The 20,044-nt window shown below is 54.5% G+C and carries 19 protein-coding genes; 15 read left to right on the top strand and 4 right to left on the bottom strand.

Annotated elements, in window-relative coordinates; translation table 11 throughout:
• Positions 1 to 5: 5 nt before the first annotated feature.
• The 8 genes from ACR0LF_RS20095 to ACR0LF_RS20060 all read left to right on the top strand — a co-directional run bounded on the left by ACR0LF_RS20095 (position 6) and on the right by ACR0LF_RS20060 (position 9,237).
• Complete coding sequence (locus ACR0LF_RS20095) at positions 6 to 194, top strand: hypothetical protein (protein WP_170825395.1); 189 nt, start codon at positions 6 to 8, stop codon at positions 192 to 194.
• A 188-nt stretch (positions 195 to 382) separates the two neighbouring features.
• Complete coding sequence (gene ypfJ, locus ACR0LF_RS20090) at positions 383 to 1,228, top strand: KPN_02809 family neutral zinc metallopeptidase (RefSeq protein WP_171212900.1); 846 nt, start codon at positions 383 to 385, stop codon at positions 1,226 to 1,228.
• 16 nt (positions 1,229 to 1,244) lie between these two features.
• A complete protein-coding gene (locus ACR0LF_RS20085) occupies positions 1,245 to 2,738 on the top strand; it encodes an autotransporter outer membrane beta-barrel domain-containing protein (protein ID WP_480581785.1) in 1,494 nt (497 codons plus the stop codon).
• 19 nt (positions 2,739 to 2,757) lie between these two features.
• A complete protein-coding gene (locus ACR0LF_RS20080; protein ID WP_480581782.1) occupies positions 2,758 to 3,846 on the top strand; it encodes a transporter substrate-binding domain-containing protein in 1,089 nt (362 codons plus the stop codon).
• 55 nt (positions 3,847 to 3,901) lie between these two features.
• Positions 3,902 to 5,431, top strand: coding sequence for a phospholipase D family protein (locus ACR0LF_RS20075; RefSeq protein WP_480581779.1), 1,530 nt, complete (start codon positions 3,902 to 3,904; stop codon positions 5,429 to 5,431).
• 75 nt (positions 5,432 to 5,506) lie between these two features.
• Positions 5,507 to 6,934 carry an alanine/glycine:cation symporter family protein gene (locus ACR0LF_RS20070; RefSeq protein WP_480581777.1) on the top strand — a complete coding sequence of 476 codons (1,428 nt, stop codon included), beginning with the start codon at positions 5,507 to 5,509 and terminating at the stop codon, positions 6,932 to 6,934.
• Positions 6,918 to 7,859: a glutaminase gene (locus ACR0LF_RS20065; protein WP_480581775.1), complete on the top strand. Its 942-nt coding sequence runs from the start codon at positions 6,918 to 6,920 to the stop codon at positions 7,857 to 7,859. The genes ACR0LF_RS20070 and ACR0LF_RS20065 overlap by 17 nt, the downstream gene beginning before the upstream one ends.
• A gap of 34 nt (positions 7,860 to 7,893) precedes the next feature.
• Positions 7,894 to 9,237 (top strand): hypothetical protein, encoded by a 1,344-nt coding sequence (locus ACR0LF_RS20060; protein ID WP_480581773.1) that lies wholly within the window; start codon positions 7,894 to 7,896, stop codon positions 9,235 to 9,237.
• A gap of 53 nt (positions 9,238 to 9,290) precedes the next feature.
• Here ACR0LF_RS20060 and ACR0LF_RS20055 read toward each other — a convergent pair whose 3' ends face one another.
• Together ACR0LF_RS20055 and ACR0LF_RS20050 are read right to left on the bottom strand one after the other, a co-directional pair.
• Positions 9,291 to 9,974 carry an AIM24 family protein gene (locus tag ACR0LF_RS20055; protein WP_480581770.1) on the bottom strand — a complete coding sequence of 228 codons (684 nt, stop codon included), beginning with the start codon at positions 9,972 to 9,974 and terminating at the stop codon, positions 9,291 to 9,293.
• Between the two features lies 1 nt (position 9,975).
• Positions 9,976 to 10,854, bottom strand: a complete 879-nt coding sequence (locus ACR0LF_RS20050; RefSeq protein WP_480581769.1) for a bestrophin-like domain — start codon at positions 10,852 to 10,854, stop codon at positions 9,976 to 9,978.
• Between ACR0LF_RS20050 and ACR0LF_RS20045 the strand changes: the two genes are divergently transcribed.
• The 3 genes from ACR0LF_RS20045 (at position 10,835) to ACR0LF_RS20035 (ending at position 14,242) form a co-directional block, all read left to right on the top strand.
• Positions 10,835 to 11,782 (top strand): TAXI family TRAP transporter solute-binding subunit, encoded by a 948-nt coding sequence (locus ACR0LF_RS20045; protein ID WP_480856457.1) that lies wholly within the window; start codon positions 10,835 to 10,837, stop codon positions 11,780 to 11,782. The genes ACR0LF_RS20050 and ACR0LF_RS20045 overlap by 20 nt on opposite strands.
• A 236-nt stretch (positions 11,783 to 12,018) precedes the next feature.
• A complete protein-coding gene (locus ACR0LF_RS20040; RefSeq protein WP_480581765.1) occupies positions 12,019 to 13,350 on the top strand; it encodes a DUF3300 domain-containing protein in 1,332 nt (443 codons plus the stop codon).
• Between the two features lies 1 nt (position 13,351).
• On the top strand, positions 13,352 to 14,242 hold the full coding sequence (locus tag ACR0LF_RS20035; RefSeq protein WP_480581763.1) for a DUF2950 family protein: 891 nt from the start codon (positions 13,352 to 13,354) through the stop codon (positions 14,240 to 14,242).
• 320 nt (positions 14,243 to 14,562) lie between these two features.
• On the opposite strand, the gene ACR0LF_RS20030 is transcribed toward ACR0LF_RS20035, so the two are convergent.
• Positions 14,563 to 14,745, bottom strand: a complete 183-nt coding sequence (locus tag ACR0LF_RS20030) for a hypothetical protein (protein WP_480581761.1) — start codon at positions 14,743 to 14,745, stop codon at positions 14,563 to 14,565.
• 209 nt (positions 14,746 to 14,954) lie between these two features.
• Between ACR0LF_RS20030 and ACR0LF_RS20025 the strand changes: the two genes are divergently transcribed.
• Both ACR0LF_RS20025 and ACR0LF_RS20020 read left to right on the top strand, forming a co-directional pair.
• A complete protein-coding gene (locus ACR0LF_RS20025; RefSeq protein WP_480581759.1) occupies positions 14,955 to 16,589 on the top strand; it encodes an RcgA family putative transporter in 1,635 nt (544 codons plus the stop codon).
• Positions 16,582 to 17,586: an alpha/beta hydrolase gene (locus tag ACR0LF_RS20020; protein ID WP_480581757.1), complete on the top strand. Its 1,005-nt coding sequence runs from the start codon at positions 16,582 to 16,584 to the stop codon at positions 17,584 to 17,586. Before ACR0LF_RS20025 ends, ACR0LF_RS20020 begins: the two co-directional genes overlap by 8 nt.
• 76 nt (positions 17,587 to 17,662) lie before the next feature.
• Here the strand turns inward: ACR0LF_RS20020 and ACR0LF_RS20015 are convergent, their stop codons facing one another.
• On the bottom strand, positions 17,663 to 18,217 hold the full coding sequence (locus ACR0LF_RS20015; RefSeq protein WP_480581755.1) for a hypothetical protein: 555 nt from the start codon (positions 18,215 to 18,217) through the stop codon (positions 17,663 to 17,665).
• 350 nt (positions 18,218 to 18,567) lie between these two features.
• Between ACR0LF_RS20015 and ACR0LF_RS20010 the strand changes: the two genes are divergently transcribed.
• Both ACR0LF_RS20010 and ACR0LF_RS20005 read left to right on the top strand, forming a co-directional pair.
• Positions 18,568 to 18,948: a hypothetical protein gene (locus tag ACR0LF_RS20010; protein WP_480581754.1), complete on the top strand. Its 381-nt coding sequence runs from the start codon at positions 18,568 to 18,570 to the stop codon at positions 18,946 to 18,948.
• Between the two features lie 192 nt (positions 18,949 to 19,140).
• Positions 19,141 to 19,548 carry a thermonuclease family protein gene (locus ACR0LF_RS20005; RefSeq protein ID WP_480581752.1) on the top strand — a complete coding sequence of 136 codons (408 nt, stop codon included), beginning with the start codon at positions 19,141 to 19,143 and terminating at the stop codon, positions 19,546 to 19,548.
• Positions 19,549 to 20,044 lie beyond the last annotated feature (496 nt).

Raw genomic sequence — 20,044 nt, 5'->3', positions numbered from 1 at the left:
AGACAGTGAGTAAGTTACTGGGGGGTGCGATGGTTGTCGCGATACTTGCGATTGCCGGCTGCGACGTGGTGGACCCCGACTGCACACCAGAAAAAGCTGCGAAACGCCAGGTCCAGCAAGCGACGATTGGCGTCAGCACGAATAGATGCACACCAGCTGAGACTGCGCGCGATACCGCAGGTATCGACGGTTGAGGAATTCGGGCACTCCAAAGCACTGGATGAATCGTGAGTGGTGAAGAAGTGACGCCCGGTATTGTCCTACAGAAACCGTAGTCACTGTGCCAGTTTTTGGAGGCCCGGATCGGTTCCCCGTTTGAACCTCGTAAGACGGGGAACCGACAAATTTAAACTTTGATACGCCCGGATGGGCCGGAGGCCATATGCGCTGGAAAGGACGACGTACAAGCAAAAACATCGACGACCGGCGCCACACGCCGCGTGGGGTATCTCGAGCCGGTATGAGCGGCGCGGGGTTGATTGTGGTCGTCGTAATCGGCCTGCTTTTTGGTGTCGATGTCACGCCGTTTTTGGGCGGCGGTGGTCAGGTTGCTCCTCCGCAAGCAAATGCCCCGGTTCAAATTGACGACGAAACCGAAGAGTTTGTGGCTGTCATACTTGCCGACACGGAAGCGATCTGGTCCGAGATTTTCGCGAATTCGGGCATTCAATACACGCCGCCGGTTCTGGTCCTGTTTGCAGGCAGAACTCAATCGGCCTGCGGCAGCGCCGCTTCGGCAACCGGCCCGTTCTATTGCCCTGTCGATCAGCGTGTCTATCTGGATACGTCGTTCTTTCAGGTGATGGAGCAACGGCTGGGCGCGCGTGGTGATTTTGCCAAGGCCTATGTCATCGCGCATGAGGTCGCGCATCATGTCCAGAACAGCCTGGGCGTTCTGGAACAGGTGAACCGCGCAAAAAGCAGGTCCAGCCAAGCCGAGGCAAATGCCTTGTCGGTTCGGGTCGAGCTTCAGGCTGACTGCTACTCAGGCGTCTGGGCCCGCGCCGTTGACAAGCGCTTTGGCGTATTGGAACCCGGCGACATAGAAGAAGCCCTAAACACGGCCGCCGCAATCGGTGACGACGCACTGCAACGCGCCCAGCGTGGCGTTGTTGTCCCTGACAGTTTTACTCATGGCACCAGTGCTCAACGGCAAAACTGGTTCCATCGCGGATACCAGACAGGTGACCCCAACAGCTGCGAAACCTTCGCAGTAGACCAACTATGACTTTCAAGGAAAACGAATGAAATCCAAGCTAATAGCGGCTGCCAGCACGACTATGGCACCTGTTCTGGGATCAACCGCCGCTCTTTTCATTTTCGGCGCGCTGGGATCCGAGGTTGCTGCCCAACAATGCGGCTCGTCCGGCGATCTGATCTATATCGGACGGACGCGTGGTGAGACATCCTCGGTTTGGCTGTCTACAACCGCACGGGGCGATTTTCGGCTGGAAGCGGCGCAGGGAAACACAACCGTCGACACCTGGAGCCAAAACCGCAGCGGCCCTCATCTGTCCTTTTCGCCGTTTGTTTCCAACGGATCTGGCGGCGTACACCGGCTGTTTGAAAGTGGTGCTGCGCCCAATGGTCGGGACTGTCTTGTCGATACACAAAACCAAAGAAGAAACTGGTCGCTTCCGGGCCGGCCACCGGGCGGCGGTGGAGGCGGAGGAAATCCCGGCGGACCGGGAGGTGGCGGAGGTCCAGGTGGACCCGGCGGTGGAGGCGGCAACCCCGGAGGAGGGGGCGGTAATCCCGGCGGCAGTGTACCAGGAGGTGGATTTGTCGGTGTCTTGCCAACGGCAGGCAGCACACGCTTTGACCGCTCTGCTGAAGTCACGGAACAAAAACCGTGCACGACAGATCCCAATGGCAAACTGGACTCGGCTCTGTGTGACCCACTTGTAACCCCACCGCTGACCGAAGGGCGCGATTTTGCCCCGCCGACACCGTGGAATGTCTGGACAGACTTTACCTTTACGCAAGTCGACGACACGCGCGGCGTTCGGGATTTGGACGTGAACGATCATTATTTCGCGGTGGGTATCGACCGTCTTGTGACACCGACACTTGTTCTGGGCATACAGGCGGAGTTCGACAACACGGATGCCAACGCTTATGGCGGCTTGTTCGAACAGGATACAAATGGCTGGGCTGTTGGACCCTATTTCGCCTGGCGGATGGCCGAGAACTGGACCCTGAACGGACTGGCGACCGTTGGGCAATTGTCTTCGGATGTCTCACTTCTGGGGCTGACCGGTGATTTTGATCGGACACGTTGGCGGGCCAATCTACAGGCGACTGGCGAATATGAAGCCGGAAATTTTCTGATCCGACCCTCTCTTGCTTTTGACTATTATCGCTATGAGGGCAAAGATTTTGACCTGTCCGGAACACTGCTTGGAATACAGCGCGACATCATTGTCGAACTGGACAGCGCGCAATACAGCACTCTGACACCAGAGGTCGAAGTCAGCCGCCCATTCTTGACGTCGAATGGTGTGGTCGCACCCTTTGCCACGTTCGGGGCAACCTATTGGATCGACAACGACCAACTGGGGTTGGTGGCACCTTCAGTGGGCCAGGATCAGGATGATCTGATCTGGACGACCCGCCTGGGAGTGCGCGCGCGAATGGGCGAGGCAGTGTTTGCCGAAGCGTCCTTTGGCTATCTCAGCCTGTTTGAAGACAATCTGGATGCCGCCGACGCATCCGTGTTCCTATCGGTAAGTTTCTGATCTCTGAAATGCAAAGGATATGAAGCGTAGCCCCATCCTCATCATAATCGCGATCCTGACGATCCTCGGATTTCTTGCGCCCGAAACGTCGCGGGCACAAGGGCGTACTGGACCGGTGCCCGTAGCTGCCTCGTTCTGTCCTCCATTTGTGATTGGAGAGGCGGATAAGCTGGATGGTCTGGCCATTTTCTTGTGGGATCGCGTGGCTCGGGAACTCAGGCTTGACTATGAAGTTACGCTGATGAGCTTCGGTGACATGATCGATAGTGTCGCCGCAGGGCAATCAGCGGTCGGCGTGTCTTGTCTTTCGATTACATCCGAGCGTGAAGAACGGGTGGACTTTTCTCATTCGTTTTTCGAGACGCACAAGGCCATCGGGATCAAGAAAGCCAGCTACCTCAGCTCTATTTGGCAGTTCCTGCTGAGCCCGCGCATTCTGACCGCAATCATCATCGTGCTGGGTGCAGCAGCACTGGTGGGCGGAGTGTTCTACCTGCTTGAGCACAAGATCAACGCAAAGCTCTACGCGATGAAATCGCGCGGCGGCAAGGTGATGGAGGCTTTGGTGATCGGCCTCCTGTTCGTGACGCGCGGTCCCATTCGCTATTACGAGTTCAAAACGCCGACGGCGCGGATACTTTCCGCTTTGTTGGCGGTTGGCAGCACAATCATGGTTGCCAGCATCACGGCCATTCTGGCCAGCGCATTCACACTGGAACAGATCCGATCCGAAATTCGCTCGCCCGACGATCTGGCTAAGGTGCGGGTTGCAACTTTGGCGGATTCAACGTCGGCAGAATACTTACAACGATCTGGCATTGCAGCGCGGACTTATGACACCCTGACCGAGGTAGTCACCAGCCTGGACACTGACCGCATCGATGCGGTTGTCATGGATGCACCCGCCCTGAAATACGAAATCCTGCGCGGCCGCGAACAGGGCCGCTTCGAAAACCTCGAAGTGCTGCCCTACGAGTTCGAAGAACAGAACTATGCCTTCGCGCTGCGGGATGAAAGCCAATATGTCGAGGTTCTCAACCGCGCCCTGCTGTCTGTCCGCAAGAGCCCAGCATGGGATGCCGAAGTACGAAGGTATATCGGGAAGTGAGATCGACCGACCTCGCCGATTAGGGCTGGTGAATAAGGTTAAAGGAAGAAAAATGATGCCGAGAAAACTACTATGGGTATCGCTGGGACTGATCGCGCTGGCCGCCTGCTCGACGGGACCTCGTGAATTTGTTCAAACCCCGTCGCGTGCGGTCGAGATCCCGTCTAACAGCAGGTTGACGACTGCGGTGCGCAAACTGGGAGATCCGCGCGACGGGCGATCGGGGGTCAAGCTGATCAGCAACGGCGAAGAGGCTTTAGCCGCGCGACTGGTGTTGGCGGCGCAAGCGGATGTGTCGATCGATGCTCAATACTACCTGCTGCACAACGACCTGACCGGGCAATTGTTTGCCCAAAGCCTGTTAGATGCGGCGGATCGCGGTGTGCGCGTGCGGCTGCTGCTCGATGACATGGACACATCCGGCTATGACGCGATGACGGCGGCGCTGGATTCTCATGAAAACATCGAGATCCGGCTATTCAACCCATTCTGGCGCGATCAGAGCCTGCTGGTTGCAGGTCTGACTGATTTCAAACGCATTAACCGGCGCATGCACAACAAATCCATAACGGCAGACAACACCGTTTCCATCGTGGGAGGCCGCAATGTGGGGGATGAGTATTTTCTGGCCAAGGAAGAGATGAACTATGCCGATTTGGATATCCTCGTGGCCGGGCCAGTGGTTAACGAGGTGTCCGATAATTTCGACGAATACTGGAATAGTGAATTTGCCGTTCCCGCTCATGCGGTGATTGGCGAACCCGAGACTCTGGGGTTGGCAGATGCCCGCGTGCGCCTGAATGCGCGTGTCGATGAAGCGCTGAAAACCCCGTATGCAGCGGCGGTCAAAAAAGCGGCGCAAGAGAACTTTACCCTTAGGACACTCAGGCTGAATTGGGTTCCGGCAAAACTGTATTCCGACCCGCCATCCAAGGCAGCCGGGGCCGATGCTGATCAGCCCATTCTGGCATCGCAAATGGTGCCCTATTTCCGGAACGCCGAAAGTTCGGTCAATATCGTGTCGGCCTATTTCGTCCCCCGAAAGAAAGGGGTCCAATGGCTGAGCGAGCTTGAGGGTCGTGGGGTCGAAGTGCGCGTTGTCACCAATTCGCTGGCGTCAAACGATGTGGCGCCGGTCTATGCCCATTATGCAAAGGAACGACGCGCGTTGTTGGACGGGGGCATCGAACTGTTTGAACTGCGCCCCGATTCCGACCAGGTCCATCAGAGGGGTGTGAACTGGGGTCAGTCGCGCGCGGGCCTTCACACCAAAGCCTTCACGATCGACGACCGTTATCTGTTTGTTGGCTCGTTCAACTGGGATCCGCGATCCGTCAATATCAACACGGAAATGGGCGTCTTGGTAGACTCTCCGGAATTGACGGCACGTGCGGTTCACGTGCTTGATGAAGCATTGCGGGAGAATACCTATTTCGTCCAGCTAGACGAGAATGACCGGGTTACTTGGAAATCCCTTCGCGAAGATGGAGCGATTTCGTTGTACCGAAGCGAACCAACTGGCAGCTTTTTCGACCATCTGAAGGCTGGAATTCTGGCGATCCTGCCAATCGGGTCGCAGCTGTAAATCCAACCGAACCATAAGACACGCCTGGCGACGACCAACAGGAGATTGAAGCTTTTGTTTAGATGAGGATTGAAGATGGAATTTTTTGTAGACGGCCTGAATGGCGTTCTCTGGAACTACGTCCTGATATACGGGCTGTTGGGTGCAGGCGTATATTTTACGATCCGGCTTGGGGCACCGCAGTTTAGGCACTTTGGCGAAATGCTGCGGGTCATAACTTCGGCGCCCAGCACCGACCAACGTGGCATAACACCGTTTCAGGCGTTGACGGTCAGCCTTGCGTCACGTGTCGGTACGGGAAATCTTGCCGGTGTCGCCGTGGCACTGACACTGGGCGGGCCGGGTGCCATCTTCTGGATGTGGATGGTCGCACTGGTTGGAATGGCCACCGCCTATTCCGAAAGCACGCTGGCGCAGCTTTACAAAGTGACGACAAAATCCGGCGAATATCGCGGCGGGCCCGCGTTCTATATCTCTAAAGGTCTGAATGCCCCCTGGGCAGGCGCTTTGTTTTCTGTCTGCCTGATTATCAGTTTTGGGCTGATATTTGTCGCCGTGCAATCCAACTCGATCGCGGAGGCCTTAAACGGAGCTTTTGGCATTGAAAAACTCTGGGTTGGTGTTTCGGTCGCCGCTGCTGCCGCTGTTGTCATTTTTGGTGGGATCAAGGCAATTGCGCGCGTTGCTGAAATTCTCGTTCCGTTCATGGCGTGCGGGTATCTACTGATTGCGATCATCGTGATGATCCTGAACATCACCGAAGTGCCAGCCCTGCTGTGGTTGATCGTTTCAAGCGCGTTGGGTCTGCAAGAGGCGACGGGCGGGATTGCGGGCGGCCTAATGGCTGCGATGCTCAATGGCATCAAACGGGGTCTGTTCTCGAACGAGGCTGGCATGGGGTCGGCTCCGAATATTGCCGCCGTTGCAACCCCGTCGCCGCACCATCCGTCAAGTCAGGGGCTTGTGCAGGCATTCGGGTGCTTTGTGGACACGATCCTTGTCTGCACTGCAACCGCGCTGTTGATCCTGCTGTCAGGTGTGATGAGTGGCAGTGAAGCTACGGGGATGCAATTGACCCAAAACGCGCTGGATGTTCATCTCGGACCTGTCGGCACGTATTTTATTGCGATTGCGATCATCTTCTTTGCATTCACGTCCATACTTGGCAACTATTCCTATGCTGAGAATGCGATGGTCTTTCTCGGCCTCGAGGGCAAAGCAGGTATCACCGCACTTCGCGCGGCCTGTCTGGGAATGGTTGTCTGGGGTGCGCTGCAGACGGTCGCGACGGTCTTTAACTTTGCCGATGCCGCTATGGGTGTGATGGCTGTTATCAACCTGACGGCAATCCTGCTGTTGTCCGGGACAGTATACCGACTGACCAAAGACTATTTCGGTCAGAGGAAAGCGGGACAGGAACCGGTCTTTGTTTATGAGGACTTCAATGGTTCAACCGATGGCGTATCCGAAAAAATCTGGAGCGAAGATGCCCAATCATCCTGACCCTTCCGAGATCCAGCACATTCTTGACGATATTCAGGTGCAAATGGCCGGAGATGCCAATCGTGGTGAGGTGGCAAGTTATATCCCCGAACTCGCGCGCGTACCGCTCAACCGTTTCGGGATCGCTGTTGCGCCACTGGATGGCCCCCCAATCACGGCCGGTGATGCGGAGCTGCCGTTTTCAATCCAGAGCATCTCGAAGGTGTTCGCGCTGGTTGTTGCGCTTGAACATGTTGGTGCCACGTTGTGGCGGCGCGTAGGGCGTGAACCCTCGGGTGATCCGTTCAACTCGATTGTTCAGCTTGAATTCGAACGCGGCAAACCGCGCAATCCGTTTATCAATCCCGGCGCAATCGTGGTGTCTGATGTGATCCTGGCCCATCAATCTGACGTGACAGCACCGCACCCGGTTCTGGATCTGTGCCGGCGGCTGGCAGACGCGCCTGACATATCTGTCGACGAAGAGGTCTTTGCATCCGAGGTCGCAACAGGCGACCGAAACCGGGCGCTGGCCTATTTCATGCAGGCAGAAGGCAACATCCAATCCGATGTGGTCGAAGTCACCGAACGCTATTTCCGGCAATGCAGCATCAATATGAGCTGCCTTCAACTTGCGACCGCCACGCGGTTCCTTGCAACAGGCGGCGTCGGACCAGTCGCAAAATCTGCGGGTGTCACGCCGGAACGTGCCCGTCGCATCAACGCCCTCATGATGACCTGCGGTTGCTATGACGCCTCAGGTGAGGTGGCTTTTCGAATAGGTCTGCCGTGTAAAAGCGGTGTCGGCGGAGGTATTGTCGCCATTGTCCCTGGGGTCGCTTCAATCACGGCCTGGAGTCCGGGGCTGGATGACAAGGGAAACTCGATATTGGCCACCAAGGCGATCGAACAATTGGCGCATAGATTAAATTGGTCGGTGTTTTGACCGGGGTTGAAGAACAAGGGGCAGGGGGTTGAACATGAATTTGAAGCGCGGTAGAGCCATAAGGCTGGTGCCTTTTTTGCTATTGTTCCTGCCAAATGTCACCTGGAGCGCAGAATATGAAGATCCCCCTGTTTTATCGGCGCAAGACGGGGCCAACAATATTCCCCTTGAGACCAAGATTTATCGCGTGGAAGACCAAGTTCAGACTGATGGTTTCATGGCGACATACGTCATTGAAACCGAGTTCGGTCAGTTTTCAGCTTCGGGGCCCGGTATGCTCGCGGTTCGGCTGAACGAGATCAGAGCGCTTGCCGCGCTGGAGCATATGGAAACCGACGAGCGATTTGTTGAAGCAGCCCAGGATACAGCCGAAGACACGTTTGGAAATCTGCGCCAGCTGGTCAAGAAGCCAAAGGAAACTCTGAAAGGAGTCCCGGACGGTGTTGGTCGCTTTTTCAAGCGCACAGGAAGGTCCGCCAAAACGGGGCTGCAAAAACTGGGCGATTCCCGGAATGGCCACCTACCTGGAGTTGATCCCGGCAGTGCATCTGCACTTCCCGGCGGCTCATCCGGGCAACAGGCGATACCAAACGACAGTCTTGCCGAAAGCGTGGCGCGCACCGGCGGAGATGTTGCCGTCAATATTCTTGGGTTTGACAAACAAAGGCGCCGTTTGGCCAAAGAACTGGGTGTTGATCCTTATACCACCAATCAGGCACTGGCGGACAAGCTGGATCAGGTTACCTGGGCTGCTTTTGCTGGTGGTCTTGGCGTCAACGTTCTGACCAGTCTTGTTCCTGGTGGGCTTGTCCTGACGTCTTCCTCGCGGCTCAGTGACTGGGTCTGGGATACGGCGCCCGGCGATCTTCGCGTCGGTGTCGAAGATAGTCTGTTGTCCATCGATGTTCCCCGCGAACAGGTCGATCGTTTCCTCCGCCACAGCTACTATACGCTCAGCATGCAGGTTGTGGTCGCAGAATCCTTGAAATCACTGGATGGCGTGCAGGGCCGAGCCGAAATAATTCCTTTGGTTTTGAGCGTCGGATCGGAGGGTCAGGCCCGATTTCTGGTGCAGACGCTGGATATGCTCAGGACGTATCATCTCACCAGGACGTCATTTGCAGAACTGCGTGAGCAAGGTACCATTGTTGGCATCACAATTGACACAGGAACAGTGATCATGGCGCCGGTGGACCACCTGAGTTGGACGGCTGTACTTGATAACTTTGCGTCCAAAGTCGAAAGCAATGGTGATGTACCCGTTTCTTTGTATGCCTCAGGCGAGGTCTCCCGTATCGCAGGCGACAATCTTATGAAACTCGCTTGGGTTGTTGAGGATCACAGCTCGATTTCGCCAGAGGCCTATCCATTGCGGTAATCGGACAACTGAAGGTCGTTTCTGTCGGCTGCTACAAGATCAAGCGGGCTTTGCTACTCAAACAATGATCCACGAATATGATCGCCTCCGCTCATCTGGTTGTGCAGGTATTCGTTCCAATACGGCGTCCAGGAAACAAGGACCTTTCCCGAGCCTTCAAACAGCCTGAGCCGGGTCTGGCCAGAAATCAGGTTTCTGGGGAACCTTGCAGATCGTACGGACCGAAAGCGCAACCCGGACGTTCGGCCAAGAACCAGTCGTCCCTGAACCTTCAGCTCTCCGTCCGTTATGGATACCTCCTCGACCGGGCCGGGCGCGTTAATTGCCACTTTGCCTGCCCCGCGCAACCTGGTTTTCCAGGCAAGCAGACCATCACCTGCCCACCAGCTTGCAAGAAGCGGGTCGCGATGCAGACCAAGATTGACCGACGCTTCACTGGCCCAGTATTCGCCGGGCTCCAGGATCCACGTCTCGTTGGGTTGGACGTCGAACACATGAAAGCCTGCGAGGGACGGCTGCAGATATACTTTTCCCGTGCCCGAATAGTAGGGTCGTATACGGGACTCCCGTGTGAACATGCTCCGAAAAATATCACCTGGGCCGGGCAGTTTCGGAGTAAAAGAAACATCGCCGTGAAAGTTCGACAGGGCCCCACGTGCGGCTTGGACGGTTTCGTCTTCAAGCCCAATACATAATTGCCGCATCCCTTCGACATTCCTGACATCGAACCGAGCCATGTCAGAACCTCTCTCCGGGTGGTTCATCCCAGACCATGAGGCGGCTCCACAGAAGCTCAAAGGGCTCAGGCTGTAGTGCGGCTTGCCCTCGCAACGGACGATCAAGAGTGACAATGACGAAGAGTATGACACCAAGAAAAACAGCGGTGATGCTGCCCAGAACAATATGTTGGCGTACTCTGATCCGAAACATTGTCATCAACAGAACACTGATCCCAGCTCCAACCAGAACGGCCTGCCAAAGGACGTTCGGGATAGCGGTGCCCACACCAGCCAATCGCAATTGCCGGGCATCGGAGAAATCCTGAAACGACGAAATAACTTCGGTGTGAACAATTTGCTCTGATCGGGTTATCGGTGAGAACTCTGCCAGTTTCTGTCTGATGGATTCCGCGCGATTGTATCCACCATTCAGTATCCCACCTTGCCGGTGTGCCGGCCAATCACTGTGGATTGTATAAAGCACATAGTCCCTCAGGATAAGCTTCACCTCGCTCTGGTAAGGTTCGGGATAGACGTTCAATTGCGCATATAATGAACCCAGCGACGTCGCTTCCAGCAGAATGCTCTCTTTGGCCCGCTCCGAGTTCTGGTAGGCGGCGACGGTAAGAAGACCCAGCAACAAGCCGTAAAAAAGACTGAAACCAGACGTGACATAATTGATTGATGAGTTGAATTCGGGGCCGGTTCCCAGCAGAATTCGAAGAACGGGTTTGACGACAAACAACCCAATTGCCACCGCAGCCAGAGCCACGAGAACAAACCATATAGCCAGCCTGTCTGTAGGGATGTCGTAAACAAAATCAGGCATATCGAAGCGACTTGTTACAATTGCAGTGATAATACGATTGGTCCGAACAATGGTAAAACGCTTATTCACTCTTTTCTTGGCACTTTTCCCTTTATTGCCGTGCTCTGCAGCCGCTGAAGAGGTCAGAGTTTTTAGTATCGGGTCCGGGAGCGTATCTGGGAACTATTTCCCCGTTGCCCGAGCAATTTGCAATGTGTTTAACGCACGTGACGATTCTCGGCGCAGATGTAGCCCTGAACCGACTCCGGGAAGCGTCTACAATCTGACAATGATGAGGACCGGGGAGTTGGATTTTGCGATAGCGCAGTCCGACTGGCAAAAGGCGGCCTTCGACGGTACCGCAGTTTTCGCACAACAAGGCCCGATGAGTGATCTCCGTGTCGTATTGCCCCTGTTCAGCGAAGCCGTAACGATCCTCGCAGCGCCAGGTTCGGGTATTGAAACGATCCAAGACCTGCGCGGCAAGTCAGTGGATATCGGTCGATCCGCGTCGGGTCGGAATGCGACGATCCGAAAATTTCTGCAAGAGTTTGATCTTGAGCTGGACTTCTTCGGTTCAACCTATGAGCTTGAACCGAAGAACGCCTTGGACGAACTTTGCGAGGCCCGGATTGATGCGAGCATCTTCGTATTGGGGCACCCAAATGAACAGATCGGGAGTGTGCTGGCGAAGTGTGGCTTAACGCTGGTTCAGGTTGTCGGTCCAAGTGTTTCTTCGTTCCTGGAAAACAACCCGGTATATCAGAACGCGATGATAGACTTGGACCCGTATGGTTTTCCCGGACAGAAAGTGCAGACTGTATCTGTCATCGCTGCCCTTATTACGCGCGGAGAGGTTGAGAATTCCCTCGTGGCAGACTTGGCCGAAGCGATCAAAATGGAAGCTGCGAAGCTCACCGCTGAGCTTCCTGTTCTTGAGCCAGAGATGATCAGAGGAACAAGTTCTTCCGGGGGTGAAATTCCCAATCATCCCGGAGTGCTTTCTAACAGGAACTGAGGCGATAGTTGGCCTTTGTCGCTTCAATGCTTGCCTTCCTAGCTTGGTTGGAAAATGCATGAAGGCAAGGATCTGCCTTGACGATCGCGGTAAGTCAGCACCTGACTCATTGTCTTCCCCCCCAGTTTTTTTGAAAAAAGATCCGCGCATTTGTCCCGCTACGGCGATCCTTTTGCCCATTTGATTGCCAGAATCGGATTTTTGAGTGATCCTTTTAGAAATTGAAGGATCGCAATATGTTAAGATATCTAATTTTTGCGCTCGGTATTGGTGCATCTACTGCCCTGTTCGCACAAGAGGCATCCAATGACACCGCTGCGACTGATGATGCATCAGCGACTTCCGCCGACCTTTTAACTGACGCTGAGCTACAGACATTGGTCGCTCCGGTGGCTCTGTACCCCGACACATTGCTGATACAGATTTTTGTCGCCGCCACACAGCCGTTGGAGATTGTGAAGGCCGAGCGGTATCTGCTGGACAACGCTGAGCGCGATCCCGTTGAACTTGAGCCGGAAATCGAAGCGATGGGCTGGGATCCTTCCGTCAGTGTGTTGGCGACGGCATTCCCCGAAATCGTTGGTCAGATGGCAACCCATATCGATTGGACCGAGACAATGGGCACAGCCATGCTGGCCCAATCCGATGATGTGATGGATGCGGTTCAGGTCATGCGCGATCAGGCGATTGACAGCGGTGCCCTTGTTTCAGGGCCTGAGCAGACCGTCGAGGTGTCCAATGACGACACGGTAATCATCACCCCGACAGAACCCGAAACAGTGTACGTCCCACAATACAATCCTCAGACAGTCTATACCGGCCCGTCGACCGGAGACGTGGTGGGCGCGGCCCTGCTGACCTTTGGCACTGTGGCGCTGATTGACGAGATTTTTGACGATGACGATGACTGGTATGGCTACTGGGGATGCCGGAATTGCGGCGGGTGGGGCGGTGGCCCGATATACAGAAACCCGGACATCGACATAGACGTCGATGGCAACGTCAATATTGGCAATGAGATCGATCTGGGCGACCGTACCGGTATCGGATGGAACCCCAATCCAGACCGCCAACAAGAAGCCCGGGACAAGATTGCAGATCACAAAAGGCCGGAGGGTGGCCGCGGCGACCTGCCCGTCAATCGCCCCGAAGGTCGAACTGATGAACTCCGCGCGAAACTAAGCCGAGAATCCGGTGCTGCAGACATTAGCCGCGACGGCGCGGCGGCAGTTGCCGCCGGTGCAGGGGCAGGGGCAATCGCAGGCGGTGCTCTAGCAAATCGGGGTGGTGGGGACAAATCCCTGCCGCAGGTGAACCGCGGTAACGTCGATCGGGACAAGGCCGCAGCCAAGCAGCAGGCCATTGACCGCACCAAACGGCCGGATGCGGCGAAGAAGACTGTAAAAAAGAAGCCGCAAGCCGCCAAGAAACCACAGGCAAAAAAGGCAGCGGCTCAGCGCAAGCCCGCAGCGTCCAAAGGTAACGCGATGAAGAAAAAATCGTCAGGCGGCAAAGCCCGCAAGGCGTCCAATCGTGGGCACGCTGCCAAAGGCAAGAGGAGACGGTAAAATGCGTAAATCGGTTCTTTCTATTACACTTCTTGCCATGGCGACCGGACCGGCATTGTCAGACAGTGCTCTTTTCGAAACTCCGCAAACCGCATTGGACGCTTTTGTCCAAGCCCTAAAGGCCGACGACCAGAACAAGTTACTCGAGATATTCGGACCCGAGGCCGAAGATTTGATCGGAACGGGCGATCCAGCGGAAGATCAGCAAAGACGGCGGGACGTGCTTGGCATGTACGCTGAAGGATATCGCTTTCAGCCCGAGAATGATGGGGTCGTCCTTCTGCTGGGCGAAGACAGTTGGCCCTTTCCAATTCCAATACTGCAAGGCGAGACCGGCTGGCGATTTGATTTAGAGGCCGGGATTGAAGAGCTTTCGGCACGTGAAATCGGTTTGAACGAACTGGACGTGATCGAAACGCTTGAGGCCTATGTTGATCTACAGGCAGCGTTCCGTCTCGTGGATCACAATGGTGATGGCGTCATGGAGTTTGCCCGGACCATCATATCGGATCCCGGTGAGCGAAACGGCCTCTTCTGGCCGGATGAAGACAGTTTTGTCGGAGCAGCACTTGCCCGCGCCGCCGCCTCGGGGTGGAGCGACGGTGAGGCCGATTACGAACCCGAACCGTTCCTCGGGTATTACTTCACAATTTTGCAGGGGCAGGGGCAGAATGCTCCTGGCGGAGCATATTCCTACTTTGTAGGCGATCGGTTCGTCGCGGGACACGCCTTGCTTGCGGTGCCTTCGGATTACGGAGAAACAGGTATCCACTCATTTTTAGTGGGCGAAAACGGTATAGTCTACGAGGCGGATTTCGGTCCGGATACACTCGATATTATTGCTGACATCTCGACTTACGATCCCGATGCGAATTGGTCACCAGTCGAGTGAGTGTCTGGTGCTCGCGATTTTTCCAAATAGAAAGGATTCCGATTTGGGGGCATCCTCGGCGTATGAAGACCAGAGTGGCGGCTGCTGTTCCGTACACTTTCTGCGCCGTGAAACATTCTTTCAATTTCATGTTGGGGTAGCAGCGGACCCTTAGTTTCCCTCATGCAAACGTCTACATTGATGGAGAATTTGCACTTCGGATGTGAATCCACCCCGTCTTCAGAATTTGGTGCGTAAGCGAAACTATGTTAAATCTCTTTGACCGGTCGCTGCGCACCTAGCGTCAAAATTGAACGCTGGTTAAGCTTCGGAAAGTCTTCTCAAAGGCGAAGACGAGCGGCAGGCGAAAGTTCCACAACTCTTAACCCGCTGTCTGACGCGACACTGACTTGTCCGTTGTTCCATGCATAAACGACCGCCATCGTTTTGCCCGTGTGGGCGTCCTGAACTTCAATGATCGGCTCGCCTTTTTTTGCTCGTTCGTTTTTTTGTTCTGTCGCCATCGTCAATCCTCGGTGTTCGTAGGCCCGATCCTTCAATCCCAGCACAACAAGATTGGTAGGGCTCTTTCTGTTGCATGGTTGTTGCCCTTCATCCCAAAGCAAAGAGCGGATTCTGGCTCAACTTTGAGAAGAGTAAGGCGGCTCGTTGACAATCGCACGAACCGGAACGAAACAGGATGAAACGGAACGAACCATAAGCGTGTAATCAATTGATAAAGCACGGTAAATATTTTGTTCCTCCGCTGAAAGACGGCAGCGACTTCAAGGAACTGTTCAAGTATCTGGTTTCTGTGGGAGCTGGCTTACCCGCTGACCAGACGGGACTTCCTGTGGGCTCATGGACGCCAGAGTTACTTGCAAGCACCATCTCTCAGTTTGACTCCAATAAGTCGAGCATCGAGCTACGGACAGTTCAGCATTGGTTTCAGGATAACGACAGAGGGATTAGCACCGACAACATTCGCTGGCTGGCGCGCGTATTCGGCTGTGGCGATCCTGACGCTATCACCGCATGGAGGGCGGAACTTAATGCCGCCAACAGGCGATTGGCAACAAAGCGACGAGAGAAGCGCAGCATTCAAACGCGCGATTTGCAGTTTTCTTCTGGCACTGCCAAGGAAGGTGACCAAGACGCGATTGAAAACGCAGCGAAACGGGAAACACCGAGGGAGCCGACGAGTATCTCGGGACTAGCGGGACGAACAGAGGCGATGTTCAGCACCCATTCATCATTGGGCTTGCCGGCCGTGGTATTCGCCGCTGCGACAGCGCTGGGGCTTATGTCGTTTTCATTGAACATTCACAGTGTTGAGTTCACACCCCCAACAGGTCCGACAAAGCAAGTTGGTTTTTTATGGGCCCCGAATTGGACAGTTGTTTTCCTTGTGCTTCTGCCAGCGTATTTCGCAGTTTTGATCAATCTGTTGAGGCTGTGGAAAGCAGAATGGCGAGCTGACTTGGTTACAAGGTTGAGTTCCACATCACCACGAACCAATTGGGCAAGCAGGGTCACAGCGATGTCCTATGTGTATTGGGCGGTGTTTGTTGTGACCATATTGATAGCCTCGGCTTTCAATTGGATGGAAACACACCTGATCCCTTTGCTGACAGGGAACACAGGAAGTTGGCCGGTAGAGTGGGGAAGAATAGCTATATTTCAACCTGATCTGGTTTCCGTACCGAACGCAATAGCGTTTTCCGGACTCGTCTTCTTGCTAAACGCCTTTGGGTCTTACTTGTTCTTCGCAGGCCTGATCATCCTCTATTCGCTCACGGATGATTTCGTCGATTTTGCTGCACACCTTGCCAACGACAAGAGCCAAGAACTCCATCAGAATCTTGCAGAGATTGGCAGCTCGCTAATGGTTGGGATTTTCAGATGTTGTTCATTGGGTCTGATGATCACCATTTTGATGAAGCTTCAGGCGAGCTTCCTGCTTTCGGACAGCAGAGACATCGTCGGTTGGCTAACATCGGACATCCTGGTTCCCTTTGGTAGACGCGATGCCCAATTGAACGGTTATGACCTCCATCAGAATGTACCCGGTTTTTACTATAGCTTTTTCTGTTTGCTCGTGATTTTCGCAGTATTTGTGATTTGCACAGCCAGAATTCGCGTTGCAGTTACCAAGCTAGGCCTGCCGAGCAGCAAGAGCGCGGACCGAGTACCCGTGGTAATGATGAACGGGATCCTGCTCCTATTGACGGCGGCTTATTTGCTAATTGGTGTTTTTCCCGGCTTCACGATCCTCCTGATTGCTGCCCTGACCTTGGCTGCATGTTTCCTTGCACGACCCACACTGGGTCAGCTTAACGCAATAAAACCGAGAGAATTAGATGCTTAAGACGAATGCCCTGGACAAAGCCCCTATTCATCCCGATGTGGCGGAGGGCCCATCCGATGTGAAAGCCTATTGGATTCACACCGATGATAAGGTGCGGCTTAGGGTGGCGCATTGGCCGACAACCAAGCCGTCAAAAGGCACGGTTTTTCTGTTCCAGGGGCGAACGGAAAACACCGAAAAATACGGGCGCACCGCCGAGTATCTGCATGACTTCGGCTATACGGCGTTCGCTGTTGACTGGCGTGGCCAGGGGCTTTCGGACCGGCTCACGGAAGACAGGTTGATGGGCCATGTTGTTCGTTTCTCTGACTACCAAAAAGACGTCTCAGCTACGCTTGAAGCAGCTAAGTCACTCAATCTTCCGCAGCCCTGGTATCTGATTGGGCACTCGCTAGGGGCATGCGTTGGTCTGCGCGCCATTGCTGAAGGGTTTCCGGTATCTGCCTGCGCGTTCACCGCTCCCTTGTGGGACATAAATCTCCCACGATTGCAGCGCCTCGGTGCTTGGCCTTTGTCATGGGCATTTCAAACACTTGGAAAAGGCGACACCTATGCCCCTGGGACGCGTGGAGAGAGTTATGTCCTGACGACTGATTTCAAGGACAACAGGCTTACACATGATCCAGATATGTACGAGTACTACGCGAACATTTCGGAATCTCTGCCTGAACAAGTAATTGGTGGACCGAGTATGGGATGGCTGTTTCAGGCACTCAAGGAAACCAGATCACTGTCAAAAAGGAAGTCCCCTGACACGCCGTGCATAACGTTCTGTGGTGCCGAGGATGAAATCGTTGCCATATCCGCCATACGAGATCGAATGGCGCGTTGGCCAGGCGGGAAGCTGGAACTCATTCCTGGTGCCAGGCATGATGTTCTATACGAGACCCCGAATGTTCGTGAGCACGTTTTGGCTCAGATTTGTGAACTTTTCTCCGCGTCGACGGAGGAAAAGCTGAAGGCGCCCAGCAAATCGATTGGGGATGCTCTGGTCTAGGACCAATCACCCATTCAGAAGTCAATTCTTCCTTTAATGGAATTGATTGCTCAGCAGGCCCGCGCGAGTGCGCTTGTTAATATGGGACCAGCTCATAGTCATAACGCCCAAAAATGTCGGACCAGTCCACCCCAACGCCCCGAAAGTAGCTCGGGCAGTCTTTGCGGAGAGGTAGCCAATCTGGTCTTTGTCCCGGGGCGCGATCCGACCAATAGAAATTGGCGTTTTTGTCATAGGTTCCGACAACCATATCCAGGCGAGTGGAACATGGGCCTTCACGCTCGCGGACTTTGTAGCTGTAATGTCGAACATGCCAAACGCGGATGGATCTGATAACGTCAAAGTCCGCTGACGATAGATCAACGCTTGCACGTAAAGGTTCAGGCAGGGCAGGAGAACCAGCCACCAGTTTGGCTAATGGTGTTCCTGTCGTCCCAAGTGTTGACCACGACTCTGCCGTGAACGAGGCCTCGACAACAATTGCACTTTCTTCTTCGCCGGGCAGCTCAGGAGTTGTCGTCGCACTGACAGCCTTGATTGCTTCCAGACGTTGCATCGGTGTGAGCTGCGATGAACCGGAGGCAACGCCCATCGGGCAACGCCAGAGTTGCAGCGGCGGCTCTACCGGCATGGGTGTTATGCGCCGAATGAACTCCGCCCGTGCCGTATTGCAATCGGGATCACTCGGCCACCCGCCAGCGAGGCACAGAAAAATCGCGCAATCAATGGGGTAGGCGTGTGCTGGGGCAGAGAATCCGAGTGCCAGGGCAGATGTGCATCCAAGTAGCGTCATGCGAAACATGGTATGATCCTTTCAAGCAACAGAGACTGTATGAATCGTGTAGGCTGATTTCTGCATAAATTGTAGATCACATTATTTACTGTTTTGCAAATTTCAAATTTTACATTATTGAAAATACCAGATCTAAACTTTCGCAGGTTTCGAAAGGATGTAAGAAGTCGTCCCATAGGGGGACGACCATGCCGCACAGAAAGAACTTCCCATTGATCACACAAGGCGAAGCACGTGACCTTGTTGAATCGGGTAAGGACTATGAATTTCGGTATGACCTAGTCGAGCTGGGGCAAAATGGACGTCCGCAATACATTTGCATCTATCGCTACGATGGGAAGGACAACGTCCTCATCTCTGAGAGGGCGACTTCGCAAGGCGTTGTTCCCCGCAGACTGTCGCTATTTCCGGGCCTGTTCAATTTCCATACCCGTTTCAGACAGGGCACTGACATCACCCTGCACAAAGATCTTACGATCACCACAGATGGTGTGCGTGGGCACATCAACCTGGATTTTGATAAAGACTCTGATCAGGACGATTCAGAAGACGACAGCGAAACTAAGTAGTTCGAAGGTAGACTTAGAACAGGCAATGGCTATTAGCCGTCTGCACCAAACCTTTTCTCACACAAACTTCGAAAAAGCATCAAAAGCCGCCGCTCAGCCGGCTTGGTATGGGGTAGGGTCTAAACCCAGTTATGTTTGCTGCGCCGTCGCCCCAAGTCTTGGCTGTCTTCTGGAAGAGGGAGGGCACGGCGGATGAAAAAGCTCCTTCTTTCCTGTACGGTCTTGGCCGGGCTTCTGATCACAAACCATCACCTCGGCCAGACGACCAAGATTCTGAGCGCCTTCGAGGTTGCCACTGTTGATGGCGATACCATCGACCATGGCGACGATCGCTATCGCCTCGTCGGCTTCGACACGCCCGAGACTTACCGTCCGCAATGTGATGTGGAGCGGACTCTGGGCTTGAAGGCGAAAGCCCGGCTGACGGAGCTCATCGAAACGGCCGGCCAAATCAAGCTGGTCATTGAATCGGATTTGGACGTGCATGATCGTTTTCTGGCGGTCGGACGTGTGGCTGGACAGAACGTCGGGACCATCCTGATTTCTGAAGGTCTTGCGCGACCCTATGACGGTGGCAAGCGCCAGTCCTGGTGCAGCTGATCGGAGACTAGAATACAGCAAGAGGAAGGAAACTAATCGAGCAAAGAACGGTCCTGTCGGTTGTTGGCGCAATCGACAGGACCCGAAACGCCCCAAGCCCGGGGCATTCCTCAACATCAAGAGAGAACCGTAAGCGATGAAGAATACAGCAACCCTCGATGCTGCTCCTAAAAAGGACAGCAAATGCGCCGGAGTCAATGGTCCTGACTCCGGAACGCAACAGTGACTTCTGAGCGGTCTTCAGGGGTCCGATAGGCGCGCGCTCTGCACGCCAGAGCCACGCCTCATAAGACTTATTATGTAAACTATGCTGACCTGTATAGAAGAACGGAAAGGTAATCGCCTTGGCCTTCGATTCTTGGCTGAACTACATAACAACGATCAATGTTCTTCGCGGGGAACTCTCTTCGATGCATGTGGTGCTACACCGAAGAGAGAACGTGGTGAGCTCCAGATGGGGCTGTACCCACCACCTATCCGACTCCGCCAATCAAAG

It is taken from the genome of Ruegeria sp. E8 (assembly GCF_056533985.1).
This window is presented reverse-complemented; position numbering and strand designations above follow the sequence as displayed.